The 15,130-nt window shown below is 54.4% G+C and carries 15 protein-coding genes and 1 pseudogene; 14 read left to right on the top strand and 2 right to left on the bottom strand.

What is annotated here, in order from left to right:
- Positions 1–6 precede the first annotated feature (6 nt).
- Complete coding sequence (gene tssI / locus ABDX87_RS24910) at positions 7–1,860, bottom strand: type VI secretion system tip protein TssI/VgrG (RefSeq protein WP_346830272.1); 1,854 nt, start codon at positions 1,858–1,860, stop codon at positions 7–9.
- A 729-nt stretch (positions 1,861–2,589) separates the two neighbouring features.
- On the opposite strand from tssI, the gene ABDX87_RS24905 reads away from it, so the two are divergent.
- From ABDX87_RS24905 to ABDX87_RS24855, 11 genes and pseudogenes are all read left to right on the top strand, one after another.
- Positions 2,590–4,041 carry a polymorphic toxin type 46 domain-containing protein gene (locus ABDX87_RS24905; protein ID WP_346830271.1) on the top strand — a complete coding sequence of 484 codons (1,452 nt, stop codon included), beginning with the start codon at positions 2,590–2,592 and terminating at the stop codon, positions 4,039–4,041.
- Positions 4,038–4,334 carry an immunity protein Tsi6 family protein gene (locus ABDX87_RS24900; protein ID WP_296185872.1) on the top strand — a complete coding sequence of 99 codons (297 nt, stop codon included), beginning with the start codon at positions 4,038–4,040 and terminating at the stop codon, positions 4,332–4,334. Before ABDX87_RS24905 ends, ABDX87_RS24900 begins: the two co-directional genes overlap by 4 nt.
- Before the next feature lie 175 nt (positions 4,335–4,509).
- On the top strand, positions 4,510–4,851 hold the full coding sequence (locus tag ABDX87_RS24895) for a hypothetical protein (RefSeq protein WP_346830270.1): 342 nt from the start codon (positions 4,510–4,512) through the stop codon (positions 4,849–4,851).
- Positions 4,852–5,369: 518 nt separating this feature from the next.
- Positions 5,370–6,437, top strand: coding sequence for an ADP-ribosylarginine hydrolase Tri1 (gene tri1, locus ABDX87_RS24890; RefSeq protein WP_346830269.1), 1,068 nt, complete (start codon positions 5,370–5,372; stop codon positions 6,435–6,437).
- Between the two features lie 119 nt (positions 6,438–6,556).
- A pseudogene (locus ABDX87_RS24885) lies at positions 6,557–6,998 on the top strand (DUF6861 domain-containing protein); the annotation flags it as partial.
- A 71-nt stretch (positions 6,999–7,069) separates the two neighbouring features.
- Positions 7,070–7,378 carry a hypothetical protein gene (locus ABDX87_RS24880; RefSeq protein ID WP_346830268.1) on the top strand — a complete coding sequence of 103 codons (309 nt, stop codon included), beginning with the start codon at positions 7,070–7,072 and terminating at the stop codon, positions 7,376–7,378.
- A gap of 310 nt (positions 7,379–7,688) precedes the next feature.
- Complete coding sequence (locus ABDX87_RS24875; RefSeq protein WP_346830267.1) at positions 7,689–8,192, top strand: SMI1/KNR4 family protein; 504 nt, start codon at positions 7,689–7,691, stop codon at positions 8,190–8,192.
- Positions 8,193–8,656: 464 nt separating this feature from the next.
- Entirely contained in the window at positions 8,657–9,199 is a 543-nt protein-coding gene (locus ABDX87_RS24870; RefSeq protein WP_346830266.1) for a hypothetical protein, read from the top strand.
- A gap of 344 nt (positions 9,200–9,543) precedes the next feature.
- Positions 9,544–9,807 carry a hypothetical protein gene (locus ABDX87_RS24865; RefSeq protein ID WP_346830265.1) on the top strand — a complete coding sequence of 88 codons (264 nt, stop codon included), beginning with the start codon at positions 9,544–9,546 and terminating at the stop codon, positions 9,805–9,807.
- Between the two features lie 132 nt (positions 9,808–9,939).
- Complete coding sequence (locus ABDX87_RS24860; protein WP_346830264.1) at positions 9,940–10,248, top strand: hypothetical protein; 309 nt, start codon at positions 9,940–9,942, stop codon at positions 10,246–10,248.
- 51 nt (positions 10,249–10,299) lie between these two features.
- Complete coding sequence (locus ABDX87_RS24855; RefSeq protein ID WP_346830263.1) at positions 10,300–10,836, top strand: HD domain-containing protein; 537 nt, start codon at positions 10,300–10,302, stop codon at positions 10,834–10,836.
- Between the two features lie 162 nt (positions 10,837–10,998).
- Here the strand turns inward: ABDX87_RS24855 and ABDX87_RS24850 are convergent, their stop codons facing one another.
- The gene (locus ABDX87_RS24850; protein ID WP_346830262.1) at positions 10,999–11,433 is read right to left on the bottom strand and encodes a hypothetical protein; all 435 of its coding nucleotides are present in this window, start codon (positions 11,431–11,433) and stop codon (positions 10,999–11,001) included.
- Between the two features lie 815 nt (positions 11,434–12,248).
- On the opposite strand from ABDX87_RS24850, the gene ABDX87_RS24845 reads away from it, so the two are divergent.
- The 3 genes from ABDX87_RS24845 (at position 12,249) to tssC (ending at position 15,117) form a co-directional block, all read left to right on the top strand.
- Positions 12,249–12,998, top strand: a complete 750-nt coding sequence (locus ABDX87_RS24845; protein WP_346830261.1) for a hypothetical protein — start codon at positions 12,249–12,251, stop codon at positions 12,996–12,998.
- 68 nt (positions 12,999–13,066) lie between these two features.
- Complete coding sequence (tssB, locus tag ABDX87_RS24840; RefSeq protein ID WP_093458283.1) at positions 13,067–13,600, top strand: type VI secretion system contractile sheath small subunit; 534 nt, start codon at positions 13,067–13,069, stop codon at positions 13,598–13,600.
- A 14-nt stretch (positions 13,601–13,614) separates the two neighbouring features.
- Positions 13,615–15,117: a type VI secretion system contractile sheath large subunit gene (gene tssC / locus ABDX87_RS24835; RefSeq protein WP_093458282.1), complete on the top strand. Its 1,503-nt coding sequence runs from the start codon at positions 13,615–13,617 to the stop codon at positions 15,115–15,117.
- Positions 15,118–15,130: the final 13 nt, after the last annotated feature.

The following is a 15,130-nucleotide window of genomic DNA, read 5'->3' as shown; positions in this document are numbered from 1 at the left end:
ACACCTTTAATCGTTCACGCGCACTGGCGCGCCGGTGATCTGCGTCGTACCGGTGCTCACCGTCGAAATCGTGTTGCCTTTGATCTCAATCCCATCCGGCGTCAGCGTAATGCTGCTATCGCCCACCTGAAGAATGATGTGCTGCTTGGCACTGACCTGGATGAACTGGTTGTCGACCTGAATCGTCAACGAGCCTTCCTGCACATTCATCACGGTGTCTTTCTTGATCGTCTCGGTGTGCGTACCGCCAACGGTAATGGTTCGGTTCGCGCCGACGTGATGGCTCTCGTCGACCTCGATCTCGGTGTCCATGTTGCGTTCGGCGTGCATGATGATCTGCTCGGCGCCGGACTTGTCTTCAAAGCGGAAGAAGTTCGCCGTGCCGCCATCGCCTTTCGTCGACCGCGTCAGAAACCCGCTTTGCGTTTTGTTCGCGGGCAGCGACCAGGGCGGTGTGTTCTGGCTGTTGTAGAGGCTGCCCATGACCAGCGGGCGATCGGGATTGCCGTCGAGGAAAACGACGACGACCTCATCACCCACGCGCGGGATCTGGATGCTGCCGAAACCGCCGCTGGCGCCGGATTGGGCGACGCGGACCCAGCAGGAACTGTGGTCGTTGTATTGGCCGTTGCGGTCCCAGTGAAACTGGATTTTTACGCGACCCAGTTCGTCGGTGAAGATTTCTTCGCCCGGTGGGCCAACGATGATGGCGGTCTGCGGGCCGGGAATCGTCGGCCGTGGCGTGGACAGTTGCGGACGGAACGGGATCTTTTTGCGCACGCAGGTGAAGGTGTTGTAGTAGCTCGCCTGATGGCCGTTGAGGTAGTTGTTGTGGCCTTCGCTTTCAACGCCCATCAGCAAAAACTGGCGGTCTTCGGCCGAGCCTTGATCGTGGTCGTAGTGCTGCAGCAGCTCGAAGGTGTAGCCGGGTTTCATCGCACGGCAGTTGCTCGCGCCGCTGAAACTTTTGCCCTTGAGCTCCAGCGCTTCGACCCTCAGGCGGACCAGCGCTTCACCCTCGTCGTAGGTGCCGTGGGTGTACTGGCCGGGGAAGTCGTAGATCTCGAAATTTTCGACATCGCCCTGCTTGTTCAGACTGTTCATCGACACGGGCAGCCGGTTTTTCGGCTGGCGGTAGTCGAAGGTCTGGACGGCGATCTTGCCGGACTGCAACTGACGGTTGCCGCTCCACTGGGTGATGGAGTCGGCAGTCTCGGTGACGGAGGCGGTGTGAAAACGGATCTGCGGTTGTTCAGGCAATGGCACCAGCGTGCTGGAATCATCGCAGATGATCATGGTGTGGCCTTCGGCGGTGTGCTCGAAGTAGTAAAACATCCCCTCTTCTTCCAGCAGACGCTGGACAAAGTTGAAGTCGGTTTCACGGTACTGGGTGATGTAGGTGTAGCGCTTTTGAGGTTTGGTCAAGCGGAACTCATGCCGGGAAAACGCCGGGCACAGGGCGAAGACCTGAGTGACGACTTCCTCGACCGTGTTGCCTTGAAAAATCCGCGTATCGAACCGGTTTTTCAGCATCGAGAACCAAGGGTTCAAGGTCGCGGTGTAGCGCGCCATGCCGCCGTCGCTGCCAATGCTGGCGAAGCGGGTCAGGTAACCGGCCAGGTAGCGCGGCGACCCTGTCGCGAGTTCGATTTCGATGGTAACCAACTGGCCCATCATGGACTTGAGCTCGACCCCGGAATCCTCGCAGACCAGCAGCAGTTCAAAGCTGTATGCCTGCGACAACCCTTCGCGTCCCTTGAAGGACTCGATCAGCAATTGCTGTTCAGGGTTAGCCAGGTTGTTGAACTTGAACAGACGCCGGTTCTGAGGTGAGAGCAACGCGGCAAGGTCCATCGACATGTGTATCTCCTTGGAGGCATGGGGAACAACGCTACCGCCATGCTCGGCAACAACAGGTTACGAGCAACCGGGGAACAGCTATCCCGTCGCACTATCACTGATTAATCCAGTGCGCATCGACACTCGAACGCACTAACACCCGTAGCACTGCTCCGAGCGCTGTGTAAGACACTGACCACCGCTGCGTTTATTCATGCGCCGACCAATACACGTGCACTGCGCGATCAGTTTGCATTGCCAGGCGACTGCTCAAGTCGTTCGACGAGCGCGCGCATTGCCACGGCTGGACAATGCGACCGCCAAACAATACGAAAGTGCCACCAGTGCATCAAAATTGAGAATCGGAGCACAGTCTCAAAAATGTTACAGATGCTCGAAAGCGAGGAAGGAGACACCTGCGGGCTGCGTCGTGTCAACCCAAAAACCGCTTTTTGCGAAGTGATGCGCAGTGTTCGGGTTCACTCTTCCCGCAATATTCGGAGAAAAATCAGCAGCCTTGGTAACGACTAAATTGAAGTGTGACAGTGGGTTATGGGTATATCAGTGGAAGTTGATATTCATATGACATCATTGCCGAGTGTAACGTAGATGAGAAAAATGCAGCCCATTCTGAAATTTAATGCGCAAGTGATGGTCTTACCTGCCACTAGTGGCTCGGTGATATCGAACATCGCAACTTAATGGCCGATATCTGGCAAGCGGCTTTCACTCAAGGACAGTGATGTGTAAATGGACCTTTTAGCCCACGTCCCCAGCTGGGACGACATCGAACGAAACCTGGACCATAAATTCAGCGAACTGAACCAGAGCGTCAGCCAGGGTTTGCAGAGCGCTCATGACGGCTGGGACGGTTTCACCCGCCGGGTCAGCAATGGCGCGAACCAGGCGTATGGCGCGATGGGTGGCCACCGGATCGACAATGTCCGGCAGGCGATGGCCCTCTCCTACCCGATCATGCAGTCTGATCTTACCCGCAAGTGGGCGTCGATCAACATCAAGGAAATCCTGCCGGTATTGCTCAAGCTGGTGCAGGAAGTGGTGATGATTTTGGGTGGGAGCGTTGCGGTGGGTGGTGCCGTTGGCGGCGCTGCTGGCTCTCTGGCATTCGGGATCGGAGCTGCCCCGGGAGCAGTGGCAGGTGCTGGCATCGGTTTGCAAGTTGGCAACCTGATCCTGATGGCGCTGGGCCTGTCGGCAATCGCGGAATACTTTTACAAAGGGCTACCAGCCTGTTTGTCCACTCTGCAGGAAGGTCTGGCAACGGCCTGGTATGCCGAAGACGGACTCAAACCGGCAGGGCTTGATCCAACTGGCGGCTCTTCAGCGCAGATCCAGGAACGTACCGAACGCGCTGCCAGACAGCTCGCTCGCGGGCAGGAGCAATTGGTTCTGTTGCTGCTCACGGCCATCGTGACCTATTTGACGCGCGGGCAGATGAAGGCCGGCGTGATGAACAGCATGGAGAGCATTGCGACGCGCAGTGCCACGCTTCAGGCGAGTATTTCAAACAAGGAGTTTGCGAGCTGGCTGGGTAAGAATCAGAGCAGGATTCTGGCTGAGCCGGAGTTGCAGGTGAAGGATGTGGCGCCGCTGAAGAAGGTTGAGCGTGAGGTCGTACATGATCTCCTGCCAAGCAAGCCGGCAGTCAATCCCATTGAGGAAGTCGTTGAGCCTGCTGTGTCACGTCGCGATTATCTGAACAAGAAGTTTGGGCGGACAGGCGATCTGATACAGGATATAAACATCCGGGGAAATAGAGAGACCGCGGTGAATTTCTTCGAGTCCCAAGGCTACGCGGCCAAAGACTACGAGGGTTACATGAACGGATTGGACTTCACCAAACCCGTTAGCGTCGAGACCATCAATCGCGGCAAAACGCTCTGGCAGTATCAGGTACCCGGAGGTCGTCAGGGTATGTGGTATTCTCCGACTCCGGATATCATTCCTTCGCAACTGGGTATCAACCCTCTCGGGCAGATTTACAAAACTGACATCGTTGTACCCAAAATCGTGAATGTTTATCAGAGCACAGAGAAAGTTACGCTACTGCGAAGCACATCAGCGCCAGTGCTTGATACCTGGTCCGTTCCGTCGCAGCCGTTTGATGCAATAGGGGGCGCTCGGCAGATGACGACCGGACAGAAAGAACTCTTCAAATTGATCAGCCCAGGAACACCATGAATCCAACCACACCACTCGGCTATGTCGAAAAAGCGATCGCCATAACCATTGACCGTCGCAACGGGTGCCCGCAGTTTCCTGTCTATGACATGCTCCTGCGACAGCTGGAGTACGTGAAGGCGGTATTCGAAGGCGTTGAGAAAGATAAATCCAAACTCCACCAGCTCAGCATCGGCGCCATTGCATCCAAGGAGTTTGAAGAGGAAGACCCCGATCTCGCACGGGCCCTCAAGGATGCTTACTACGTCGCGATACAGTCTGGTCGTGGGCTGAAGATAAAACTGCCGGACTGAGCCTTTGGCGTTGCGAAAGCATGGGTTTTGAGCGCACTCGTTTGCGCCACAGAACCTTAGGACGCACGCGTGAATCGACGCGTGTGCAACTGACGACAAGGAACGTTGATATGAACCCGCTCCGACCTAGCCTTGGACGCTTGCCCTTACCGCAGCCATTTTCTGCAACACACCTATGTACGCTCAAGACAGTGAGCAAGCGCTGAAGAGCGTTATCGCCGAGCAACAGAAACAAGTCCCCATCATGCTCGACCCGATAACCCGGATCGACAACATCAGCTACGCCAATCACAACGTGCTCTATAACATCACGCTTTATGGCTTTGAGAATCGCCCTGGCGAGCGGGGGTACTTCGAGAGCTACCTGACTCAGCAGATCCAGAAAGCGCTGTGCAGCCAGACGGCCTATCTACTCTTGCTTGAGCTTGGGAACACGATCACCTACAGCTACTCCAGCACCCAGGCCGAGCCGATTACCGAGATAACCTTCGGCCCGGAGACTTGCCCAAAAATGTAATCGGCGATTCATCGCGATAAAAAGGAATTGACCATGTCAGAACCTCTGAGCTGACAGATACCATTCCAACAATTACGGAGATGACACGCATTTCTGCAAATAGGCGCGCTGTATGGCTACTCTACTAATGATTTTTACAAGGAGTTTAATGTGCGCGCGGGTACGATCACTCCTTAGATAGAAGCTTTTGCTCATCATGCAATAGAGGGGCCGGCACGGTTGCCGCGGTTTAACGGTTTTGAAACGTACCGCGGGCCCGATTTGCCAAAAGCAGTAGCAGTATTGGACCGAATGCACATGGTAGCAACGGAAGCGGACAGGGCATTCTTTAGCTCATCAGCGACAACGCCATTTAAAGGCAACACACAGATGGTCGTGCGCGGAGTATCTGGCAAAGATATCAGCTTTCTTACGCATCTTCCTGAGGCTGAAGTATTGTACACACCCGGAACGACTTTCAAAGTATTGAACCGGATTGAATCTGGCTCCACGACCCATCTCCTACTGGAAGAAATTCCATGATTGACTTGCACAGCTCGACGCTGATCGTTACCGAATACGCTTACCGATACAACCACTTGCTCCCGACAGCTTCGCCACGCGAAACGGTGAGTAGAGGCTATGTGGAGCCCGAGTGGCAAAAGTCTCGTCCGTCCTCTCTTACTGATGCTCAGTCTCTAGACAGAGCCAAAGGTGCTCTATTGGGTCTGGCTATAGGCGATGCGGTAGGCACCACCCTCGAATTTTTACCACGCGATGCAAACCATATTAACGACATGCTTGGCGGTGGTCCGTTTAATTTGAAACCGGGGGAATGGACGGACGACACGAGTATGGCGCTCTGCTTAGCAGAAACCTATCTGGCGCATCAGAAGTTCGACACAGCTGACTATCTGGACAGGTTGTGTAAGTGGTACAAGCACGGGGAAAACAGCGTGAATGGCGTCTGTTTCGATATTGGCAATGCGACGCGCGCGGCGCTGGATGGATGGCTTAAGCAAAGGTTGGACTGGATCGGCAACATTGACCCTGATACGGCGGGAAATGGCTCGATTATCAGATTGGCGCCCACTGCTATTTTCAGACGCCACTTGCTGTCCTCCACATGGAGAGATGCTCAGACCCAAAGCCGGGCCACTCACCGAGCGCCGGAAGCATTGAGCTGCTGTGAGCTTCTCAGCGCTCAATTGCATCTGGCGCTCAACGGTGCAGACAAAATAGAAATGTGTACGCCGATGGTTCGGCCACTACAGGCTCGGGCGACGATCATCAACGCTGGCGAGTACAAACAAAAACACCGCGATCAGATCCGCTCTTCAGGTTATGTCATCGATACGTTGGAAGCTGCGCTATGGGCCGTCTGGAATACCGATAATTTCAAAGATGCAGTGCTGCTGGCTGCCAATCTGGCCGATGATGCTGACAGCGTCGCGGCGGTCGCAGGCCAACTGGCGGGAGCGCTGTATGGCGTCTCTGGAATGCCCGAAGAATGGGTTGAAAACGTTGCATGGTCCGAGCATATACAAGAACTTGCCCGCCAACTGCATGAGCGCGCTCCTGAAATAGACCGGTTCTACCAAAGTTAACGGACGTTGAGTCCCTGCTCTATATGGAAAACCGACAAAAGCAAAAGATACAGTTATCACACTACATAGCTAATTTTTTTAAGTGCTTTCGAAATGAATGTCCGACTCATCAGCCATCCAACCGGATCGATAACGTCGTGTACGCAATGGGTCTCTTTCACCCGGTGACGCAAATGGACCTCTCCCGCGAATAGACCTCGATCAACATCGCGGACATTGGCCGGCGTTGCTCAAACTGGTTCAGGAAATGATGATTCTGGGGGGAGCGTGGCCGTGGGTGGTGCAATGGGCGGCGCTGTGGGCTTTCTCGCTCACGGTGCAGGCGCACTTCCTGGTGCCATGGTCGGCAGCGGTATTCGCTTGCAAGTCGGCAACCTGATCCTCATGGGCTTAGGACTGGCGGCCATCGCCGAATATTTCTACGAAGGCCTCCCGGCTTGCCTGTCCACGTTGCAGGAGGGTCTTGCCACCGCATGGAATGCCGAAAACGGCGTCAAGCCTGTGGGACTTGACCCTACTGGCGGCTCGGCAGCGGTTATCCAGGAACGAACCGGCGGCGCCATGTAATATATGATTCCAAACAGAAGCTATTGGTCGCCAGCGAAAAATATTGACAGCATTGGAAACTAATAATGAACACCGAAGATCTTCAGATATCTGCAGGAAAATTAGAAGAAACACTCATTGAATTTTCACAAAAAGACGTCGAAGCGTCAGCACTGTACGCTGATTTGAAGCCGTTGCTGAAGCTTGTTAAGGATGGGGTAATCACCACGCCTTGGGAGTGGGGACAGATTCCAGGACGATACTGGTTCAGCGAAAGAGGGCTTCAGGCGTACGAACAGTTAGAGCAGGCGTTTGCAACTTTTTGCATTGAGCTCACGGGAGGTGAGACGCCAGCTCTGAAATGGATGCGTGAATTCAGGTCTCAGGATAACTAGGTCAGCGAAACCCAACTAAAACACCGACAAGGGATGTCAATATGGCCCACCCCCTCCTGAACCGACTCCTGCTTGCATTGGCAGCTATCGGAGTCCGTGGCTCAGAATCATATAAAATGATGAAAGAAATGACAAAAGAAGCCAAGAATCAGAAATAAAAGTAACGCTAGACACCCGAACGTCCGAATGTAGTTACTCTGGCAGTTCTCTCTGACGCCGCATCGCCTTGATAGCAGAACAATTCAGCTGATACCATCCAGTCTCAATGGCAACATCCACACATCGGATCAGGGTCTGAGTTGAGAGCAAAATGAAAGAAATCAGTAAAAGCATAATTATTAAGCTGGGAGCCCAACGCACAGCGTCGACACCGCGCCTGAATCACAATTTTTTCCCTGCGGGCTGTACCCCAAACAAAATATTAATTGATCTAGCAGCCGATTTTATTGAAGGCATTATGTTTACTCGGGGCGCCAAGATACGGATAGGTGCAAATACTTATTATCTTGATATTATTTACGGAAACACCACTAATGAAAACAACATACACTATCGCAACCAGATGTATTCGGGCAGGATACCTAACAATACTTATACGTTCGGCGAATCACCAACAGGCGATCAATTCTGTATCAGCTGCTTAACGGGTGAGGTCTACTACTGGGTGCATGATGCAACCGATGGTGAAATCGATACGTTTTTATTGGCCCCTTGCCTCGATATTTTTTTTAAAGAACTTAGTGCCGACGAGGCAACTGACATCGGAGCGCTGGCAAAAAGCAAAAAAATAAAAAAAATCGATTTGGACTTTTAAATTATTTTAAGCTTCTCTTTTTTACGCCACGTCATAAACATTGAGACTTGCTCAATTACTCTAAAATCTCCGACAAAACAACGATGTACCACTAGCGAGATGATGATAAAGAACGCGTTTACTGGCGCAGCATTAAATCGCACTTAATAGGTCGCTTCGCTCTGCATTCTTAAGGCAGCGAAATGGAAAAAACATTCACCGACCACACTAGCGTCCTCGAATAGTCAGTTTGATACGCCATGCCTCTCGATTACTCGCGGAGAAGCGATTGCTCTCACGCTCGACATCAGAGCTGCGTGTCCGCCACTTCCGCTGCGGTCGCAAGCAGTGGATGGGAGCGTGCTGCGACGCATCAGGGATGCCTGTCGGCAGGTAGAAAAATTGTATGGTTAAAGCACACACACACTCGTATGCTGATGACTACCTTATAAACTCATCCTCCCTCAGGCAAAGCAAGCGCAACAATGGAGTACCCCGTGGACAAGGAAACTGCCAACGTACTTGAGCTTGCGTTGCATCACGATGAATTCGACAGATTCCTCGCAGGCGAGCCTTTTTATTTTCTCGAAACCAAAGATGACAACGCCGAACCTCAGAATGTTGTCGTCGCTTTCGATCAGTTGTTCATGCCGCAATTCAACGCCTGCGACGCTTCATTCCCAGCAGAGTTTGTCCGGGCCTTGGTAAAACTGCTGGAAAGTTATCCAGACCCAAATCGAGCAGTCTATATGGCTCAACGCTGGATCTGGTACTATTGCTATTGCCTCACGAAAAAGGCAGCGCAACCAGACGGGCCATATGCAGCGCTGCCCACCCTTGATTTGAGTGCTGTCTCAGTTACTCTCAAACAGCGCCTGGTTGAACGCAGGGCTGAGTTGACCGCTGACCAGCGCTGGGCGGGTGCTCCCTGGAACAGCAATGCAGGCTTGTGGGGTCCCCTGGTGCGTACAGCACACCACGTTCGGGACAAGCTTAACGGCCCTGACTACGTTCCTGATCATGTTTAATAATTTGAACGACCCGCGCGGGGTCATCAGGTCGGGGGGCAGAATGAGAGCATTGAGCTAAACACTGTCTGAAGTACTCAAAACTCATTGCGCAAACCCCGCCCCTCGTCAGATTGATACTCCCCTGTCGGAGGAATGCTTCATTGATGGAAGAACTATTGATGGATCTCTTAATCCATGGGGGAAGAGCCATTGTCTTCACCCTAGGTGCCAGCTGACGATCCTGAGCGGGACCTACCACTTGGACATTCTCTATGGCCTATCAGCCGACGGATACAACATATTCCACAGAGACGAATTTATTTCGGATCGATTTACAACGAGTCCATACCGTAGAGGGCCTTATGAAATTTACTGACACTTACTTTAACCGCGAGGAACGCTTCTCACTAGGAGTAGAAGAAACGTCCGGAAAGTTTTATATAGCATTTCCGGTGAGAAATGACATGATCGAATATGAAGAGTATTACGAAATTGATCGCGCAAAGTTTGACCTTTTTGAAAAAGATCTCAACGCCGCACTGACGTTCGTCACCAGATGCCGACGCAGACAGCTGGATGAGCTGCTCATCGAGAGGCCAGGAACTAGAAGAGGGACAGCTATATAATCCTACGCACACGGGCTGAAAATCCAGTTACCGGATGGGCAGCCGCCAGAGAGCCTTTCGAGAAGGTAAGCCGCCAGCGAGTCAATCTCTCAGACGGGATGCTCAATCCGGACAGCTTCTTCGGGTACGACCATGAACCTCACGCTACTCAAAGCCAAAGCCATCGCACTGGAAGCGCAACTCCAGTTGCACGCCCCGCTGGACCCGGAAGCCATCAGGCTTTGGTCAGCTCTCAAGCCACTGTTAACGCTGGCCAAGGCAGAGCAGATCTCCCAGCCACTTGAAACTCGAGAGGTGCCTGGTCGATATCTCTTCACTGAAAAAAACCTCCAGCAATACGGCGAACTTGAAGAGGCGTATGCAACGTTTGCGATCGAATTAACAGGTGGTGAGACGCCTGCATTAAGAGCGTTTCGTGAATCAATGCGTTCGCGGCCCTGATGGCGAGCGCCGGGGCCAGCATCAACACCAACGATTCCCCCAGGAGCTTCAATGCAAACCACGGACCTGCAACACCTCTACAACAACGCCTGGCTTTTCGCTTCTCAGGCTCATCTCGGGCAGACGATGACCGGAACCCAACTGCCCTACTCCACGCACGTGGCAATGGTGGCGAACGAGTTGATTTTTGCCGATCGCGAAGAGTCAGTCGGTGCATTGGAAATTGCGTTGCCCGCCGCGTTGATGCATGACGTGATCGAGGACACGTCCATCACGCAGGCAGCGATAGCCGAACGCTTTGGCGAACAGGTCGCCTCGGTCGTTGCGAGCTTGAGCAAAAACCTGATCGTGCCGTTTTCCGAAGACCGGTATTTCCGGGCCATCGCTGCGCATTCGAAAGAAGCGGCGGCCATCAAGCTGTGTGACCGGATCACCAATCTTCAATCAGTACCCGCGACGTGGGCGCACGCCAAGAGAGCGAATTATCTGGTTGAGTCGGGGCAGATCTTGCGCACGCTGGGGCACGCAAACGCGTTCCTCGCGAGGCGTTTGTCCGAGTCGATGGCGCGATACGAAACGCTGATATGAAGAACATCAGCGAAACGACCGTGAACATGGCGCGCATCGCGGAATTGCTACGTGGTGCCGACGAACACGCGTGGGTCTACGACGATTGCAAGGATGCACGCAGTACTTGAGGTCTGCGAATTACCGGCAGCACATGACCGTTCTCTGGCGCAAAACATTGTCTTATTGACGTCTGACGGTAAACGAATCCACGTACAGATCGAAGGCCTGAACCTGCCCGCTGACCTGCGGCCAATCCCTGTAGTGATCCACGTCCTTGCGATATTCGATGAAAGTCACCGATGTCGGCCCTTCCGCGAACAACGCTGCGATGGCCGCACACTGCATGTACCCGTAGATCCCGATCCACTGTTCAGTCGCCTTCGCGCAAGACAGGTCGATCGCCCGGCTGTGACATTGTCGCGCCAACAGACGCCCTCTTTCACGGTCGGCTTCTGTCATCCGTTGAGGACCGACCTCTTGAGCGTGCGTCACGTAGGCCAGATACCGATTGCGCAGCTCGGTGTCCTGTTCCATCAGCGGCGGACAGCCGGGCAAAGGCATTGAGAGCGGCTCGGGCGCGATGTTGACCGGCAATCCGCTCAAGTTCTGCTGCACCCGGCTCGACGTTAGATCCTCTGGCCTCTGCGACGGGCGCACCGCCGACTCTGACGCCTTTCCAGGTTCGTTACGACTCAAACAGGCTCTGACACGGCGCAACCATTGCATTGATAAGACTCCCTATGACGTGTTCGCTGCTACCCGGTCATCTCGAAAAATGCCAAGGGTTTAACAAGCTCCGTGGCACGCTCTCCTTCAGCACGCAAAACCGGCCAGCACGATGGCGGCGTTATACCGTGATACCGGTTCTGGCGTAACCCTTGCCCTCGCAACGAGGCCTGTTTTCGAATCGAAGCCTATCTCGGCCTGGTCCCTCGCCTCCGCCTCCGCCATCGGCCAAGGTTGCCATCACTGAGCTCAGCGAACATTCGCTTCGGCTTCAAATATTCCGTCGAGACGTCAGGGTTCAAGGTGAACCGGTTCACCTTTTTCATCTTTTATTTGAGCGCCATGATGGGATCCAAAAAATCGCTGTAGCCGTTGATATATAAGGCTTTCAGCGGCAAGCAGGTGTATCAGAATCGTAACTAATAGCACTCAGACATCATTGCGATGTGTATCAAAAACGAGAAAAACTTGCCGCCCGTAGGAACTTTCCTACACGAAATGGTGCCTGAGCTGACGCTACTGGCTAGACAATATTGATGTGCTAGCACCCCACTTCCATCTTTTTGCGCGGGTCGATTTCGCGATGCTGTCTGTCCAAAATCGAACTTCTCGAACAGGTGTGCCGGTTGAGAAATACGTAGCCCTTCTCATTGCCCTGTGGTTGTCCGGGCGGCTTTAGCGAAGGGTTCAAGGACGATGTATTGATGACTCAGACGTTTGATGTAGAAGCATTGATCAAGCTGCGAAGCCAGACGCGAGCGATTTCCGACGTGCTCAAGGCGCAAGCTTCGGACTATCTCGCGACGCTGTCCTTGCTGATCCGTCCGCAGAACCTGTTTGGCGAATACTTGCAAGGCGCACAACGAAGCAGTGGCCGGGAAACCCAGCATCACTTCAAAGAGCTCAAAGCGTTGTACGACAGAATTGGCGCGGCCTCTCCGTTCCAGTTGGTCAGTGAACTTGAAGTGCCGCTTAACCTGATCAGCACTACGCCTGAGCTGTTCCCCCTTGAATACGACAAGGTGCTGGAGCCCAGCGGCCAGTCCATCCGCATCACCAGCCCGACGCGCTGGGTAGTGGGTTTCAACTCTTTCGATCTGGCGCAGTTTCGCAAGGTCATCAAAGACCCGAACCGCAGCAGTGCCGAGTTGTATCGCTTCGTCGTGCATTACCTGGTGCTGTTCTATTGCGTCAGCAAATCGCCGGGGCTCGGCCGTTTGTTTGAAGGTCTGCGGTTCCCGGTCAGTTTCGAGCGTTTGAAGGACTTCGGCGACCTGCCCTTCTGCGTGATCAGCTCGCCGGTGCGTTCGACGCTGCCGGACGATTCGGTGATCCGCAGCAGTACTCAGATTGCAGGCAACGCCAGCTTTGAAGAGCTGGTGGGGCGCGACAGCATCATGGAAATGAACGATGAGATCCGTCAGCGCCTGCTGATGACGATCGAAGGACTGTAACGCGGCCGGCTCAACGTCGGGCCGGCACGCAAATGACTTGCAGCGAGTTACTCGCACAGGAGATCACGATGGCGAAGAAGGAAAGTACCCAGCACAAACTCGACCGCGTTCGCGCCCCTCGGGTCCACATTACTTATGACGTGGACATCGGCGACGCTCAGGAAAAGAAAGAGCTGCCCTTTGTCGTCGGCGTGCTGGGCGATTTCTCTGGTAATCCGCTGGAGCCTTTGCCGAAGCTCAAGGACCGCAAGTTCATCTTTATCGACCGCGACAACTTCAACGGCGTGCTCAAAGGCATCAAGCCACGTCTGGCGTATCGGGTGGATAACACGCTGGCGAAAAACGGTACGCAACTGGGTGTCGAGCTCAACTTCAACACCCTGGAAGACTTCGAGCCGCAAAACGTCGTCAAGCAGGTCGAGCCGCTGCGCAAGCTGCTGGAAGTCCGCAACAAGCTGGCTGACCTGCGCAACAAAATGGGCGGCAACGACAAGCTCGAAGAGCTGCTGATGGATGTGTTGCAGAACACTGAAAAGCTGAAAACGCTGGGCAAGGAATTCGGTCGTGAAGCCGCCGTTCCAGCCACCGATGCCAAAGAGTAAGCAGGAGCACGACGATGAACGATAAACAAACCGTGGCTCAGCAGGACGCCGATCTGGTTGAAGTGGAAAACTTCGCGCCACAGTCGTCACTGCTCGACAGCATCATTTCCGAAAGCCGTGTCGCGCGTTCCGAGACCGAACGCACCCGCACCCGTGACCTGATCGGCGAGCTGGTCGGCCAGGTGCTGGAAGGCGAGATGACGCCCAGCAAAGACCTGATCGCCGTACTGGACGCGCGGATCGCCGAAATCGATTCGATGCTCTCCGAGCAGATGAACGAGATCATGCACGCTCGCGAGTTCCAGCAGCTGGAAGCGTCGTGGCGAGGCCTGAAGTATCAAGTCGATCAGACCGAAACCAGCACCACGCTGAAGATTCATCTGCTCAATGCCTCGAAAAAAGACCTGGTTCGCGATCTCAAGGCCTCATCCGAGTTTGACCAGAGCGCGCTGTTCAAAAAGATCTACGAGGAAGAGTACGGCACCTTTGGTGGCGCACCTTTCGGCATGCTGCTGGGCGATTACGAGTTCAATCGCAACCCTGAAGACATGTACCTGCTCGAAGAGATTTCCCATGTGGCCGCTGCGGCCCATGCGCCGTTCATTTCTGCGGCGTCGCCTGAGCTGTTCGGCTGGGACTCGTTCACCGACATGTCCGGCCCGCGTGACCTGGCGAAGATCTTCGATACCGTCGAATACGCCAAGTGGAAGTCCTTCCGTAATTCCGAGGACTCGCGCTACGTCGGCCTGACCTTGCCCCACGTTCTGGGCCGTCTGCCGTATGGCCCGGATACCACGCCGGTCGAGGAATTCAATTTCGTCGAAAGCGTCGATGGCCGCGACCATAACAAGTACCTGTGGATGAACGCCGCCTATGCACTGGGCACGCGCGTCACCGATGCGTTCTCGCGTTATGGCTGGTGCGTGGCGATTCGGGGTGTGGAAGGCGGCGGTCTGGTCGAAGGCTTACCGACGCATACGTTCAAAACCGACGACGGCGAAATCGCACTCAAGTGCCCGACCGAGATCGCGATCACCGACCGCCGTGAAAAAGAGCTGTCGGACCTTGGGTTCATCCCGCTGGTGCACTGCAAAGGCACCGATTACGCCGCTTTCTTCGGCACGCAGTCGACGCAGAAACAGAAGCAGTACAACACCGATATCGCCAACGCCAACGCGCGGCTCTCGGCACAGCTGCAGTACATCTTCGCCACCTCGCGTATCGCTCACTACATGAAAGCGATCATGCGTGACAAGGTCGGCAGCTTCGCGTCGCGCAAGGACGTCGAACTGTTCCTGAACAAGTGGTTGTCCAGCTACGTGCTGCTCGACGACACCGCGAGCCAGGAAGCGAAGGCGAAATTCCCGCTGCGCGAAGCGCGCGCCGAGGTCTTCGAAGTGCCTGGCAAACCTGGCGTCTACAAGGCCGTCACCTACCTGCGCCCGCACTATCAACTGGACGAGCTGACCGCGTCCCTGCGACTGGTTGCAGAGTTGCCACAGTCCACACGCGGCTGATCGATGTCGTTGC

The organism is Pseudomonas abietaniphila (assembly GCF_039697315.1).
GTDB lineage: Bacteria > Pseudomonadota > Gammaproteobacteria > Pseudomonadales > Pseudomonadaceae > Aquipseudomonas > Aquipseudomonas abietaniphila_B.
The sequence above is the reverse complement of the archived record's forward strand: the minus strand, read 5'-3'. Positions and strand labels throughout refer to the sequence as shown.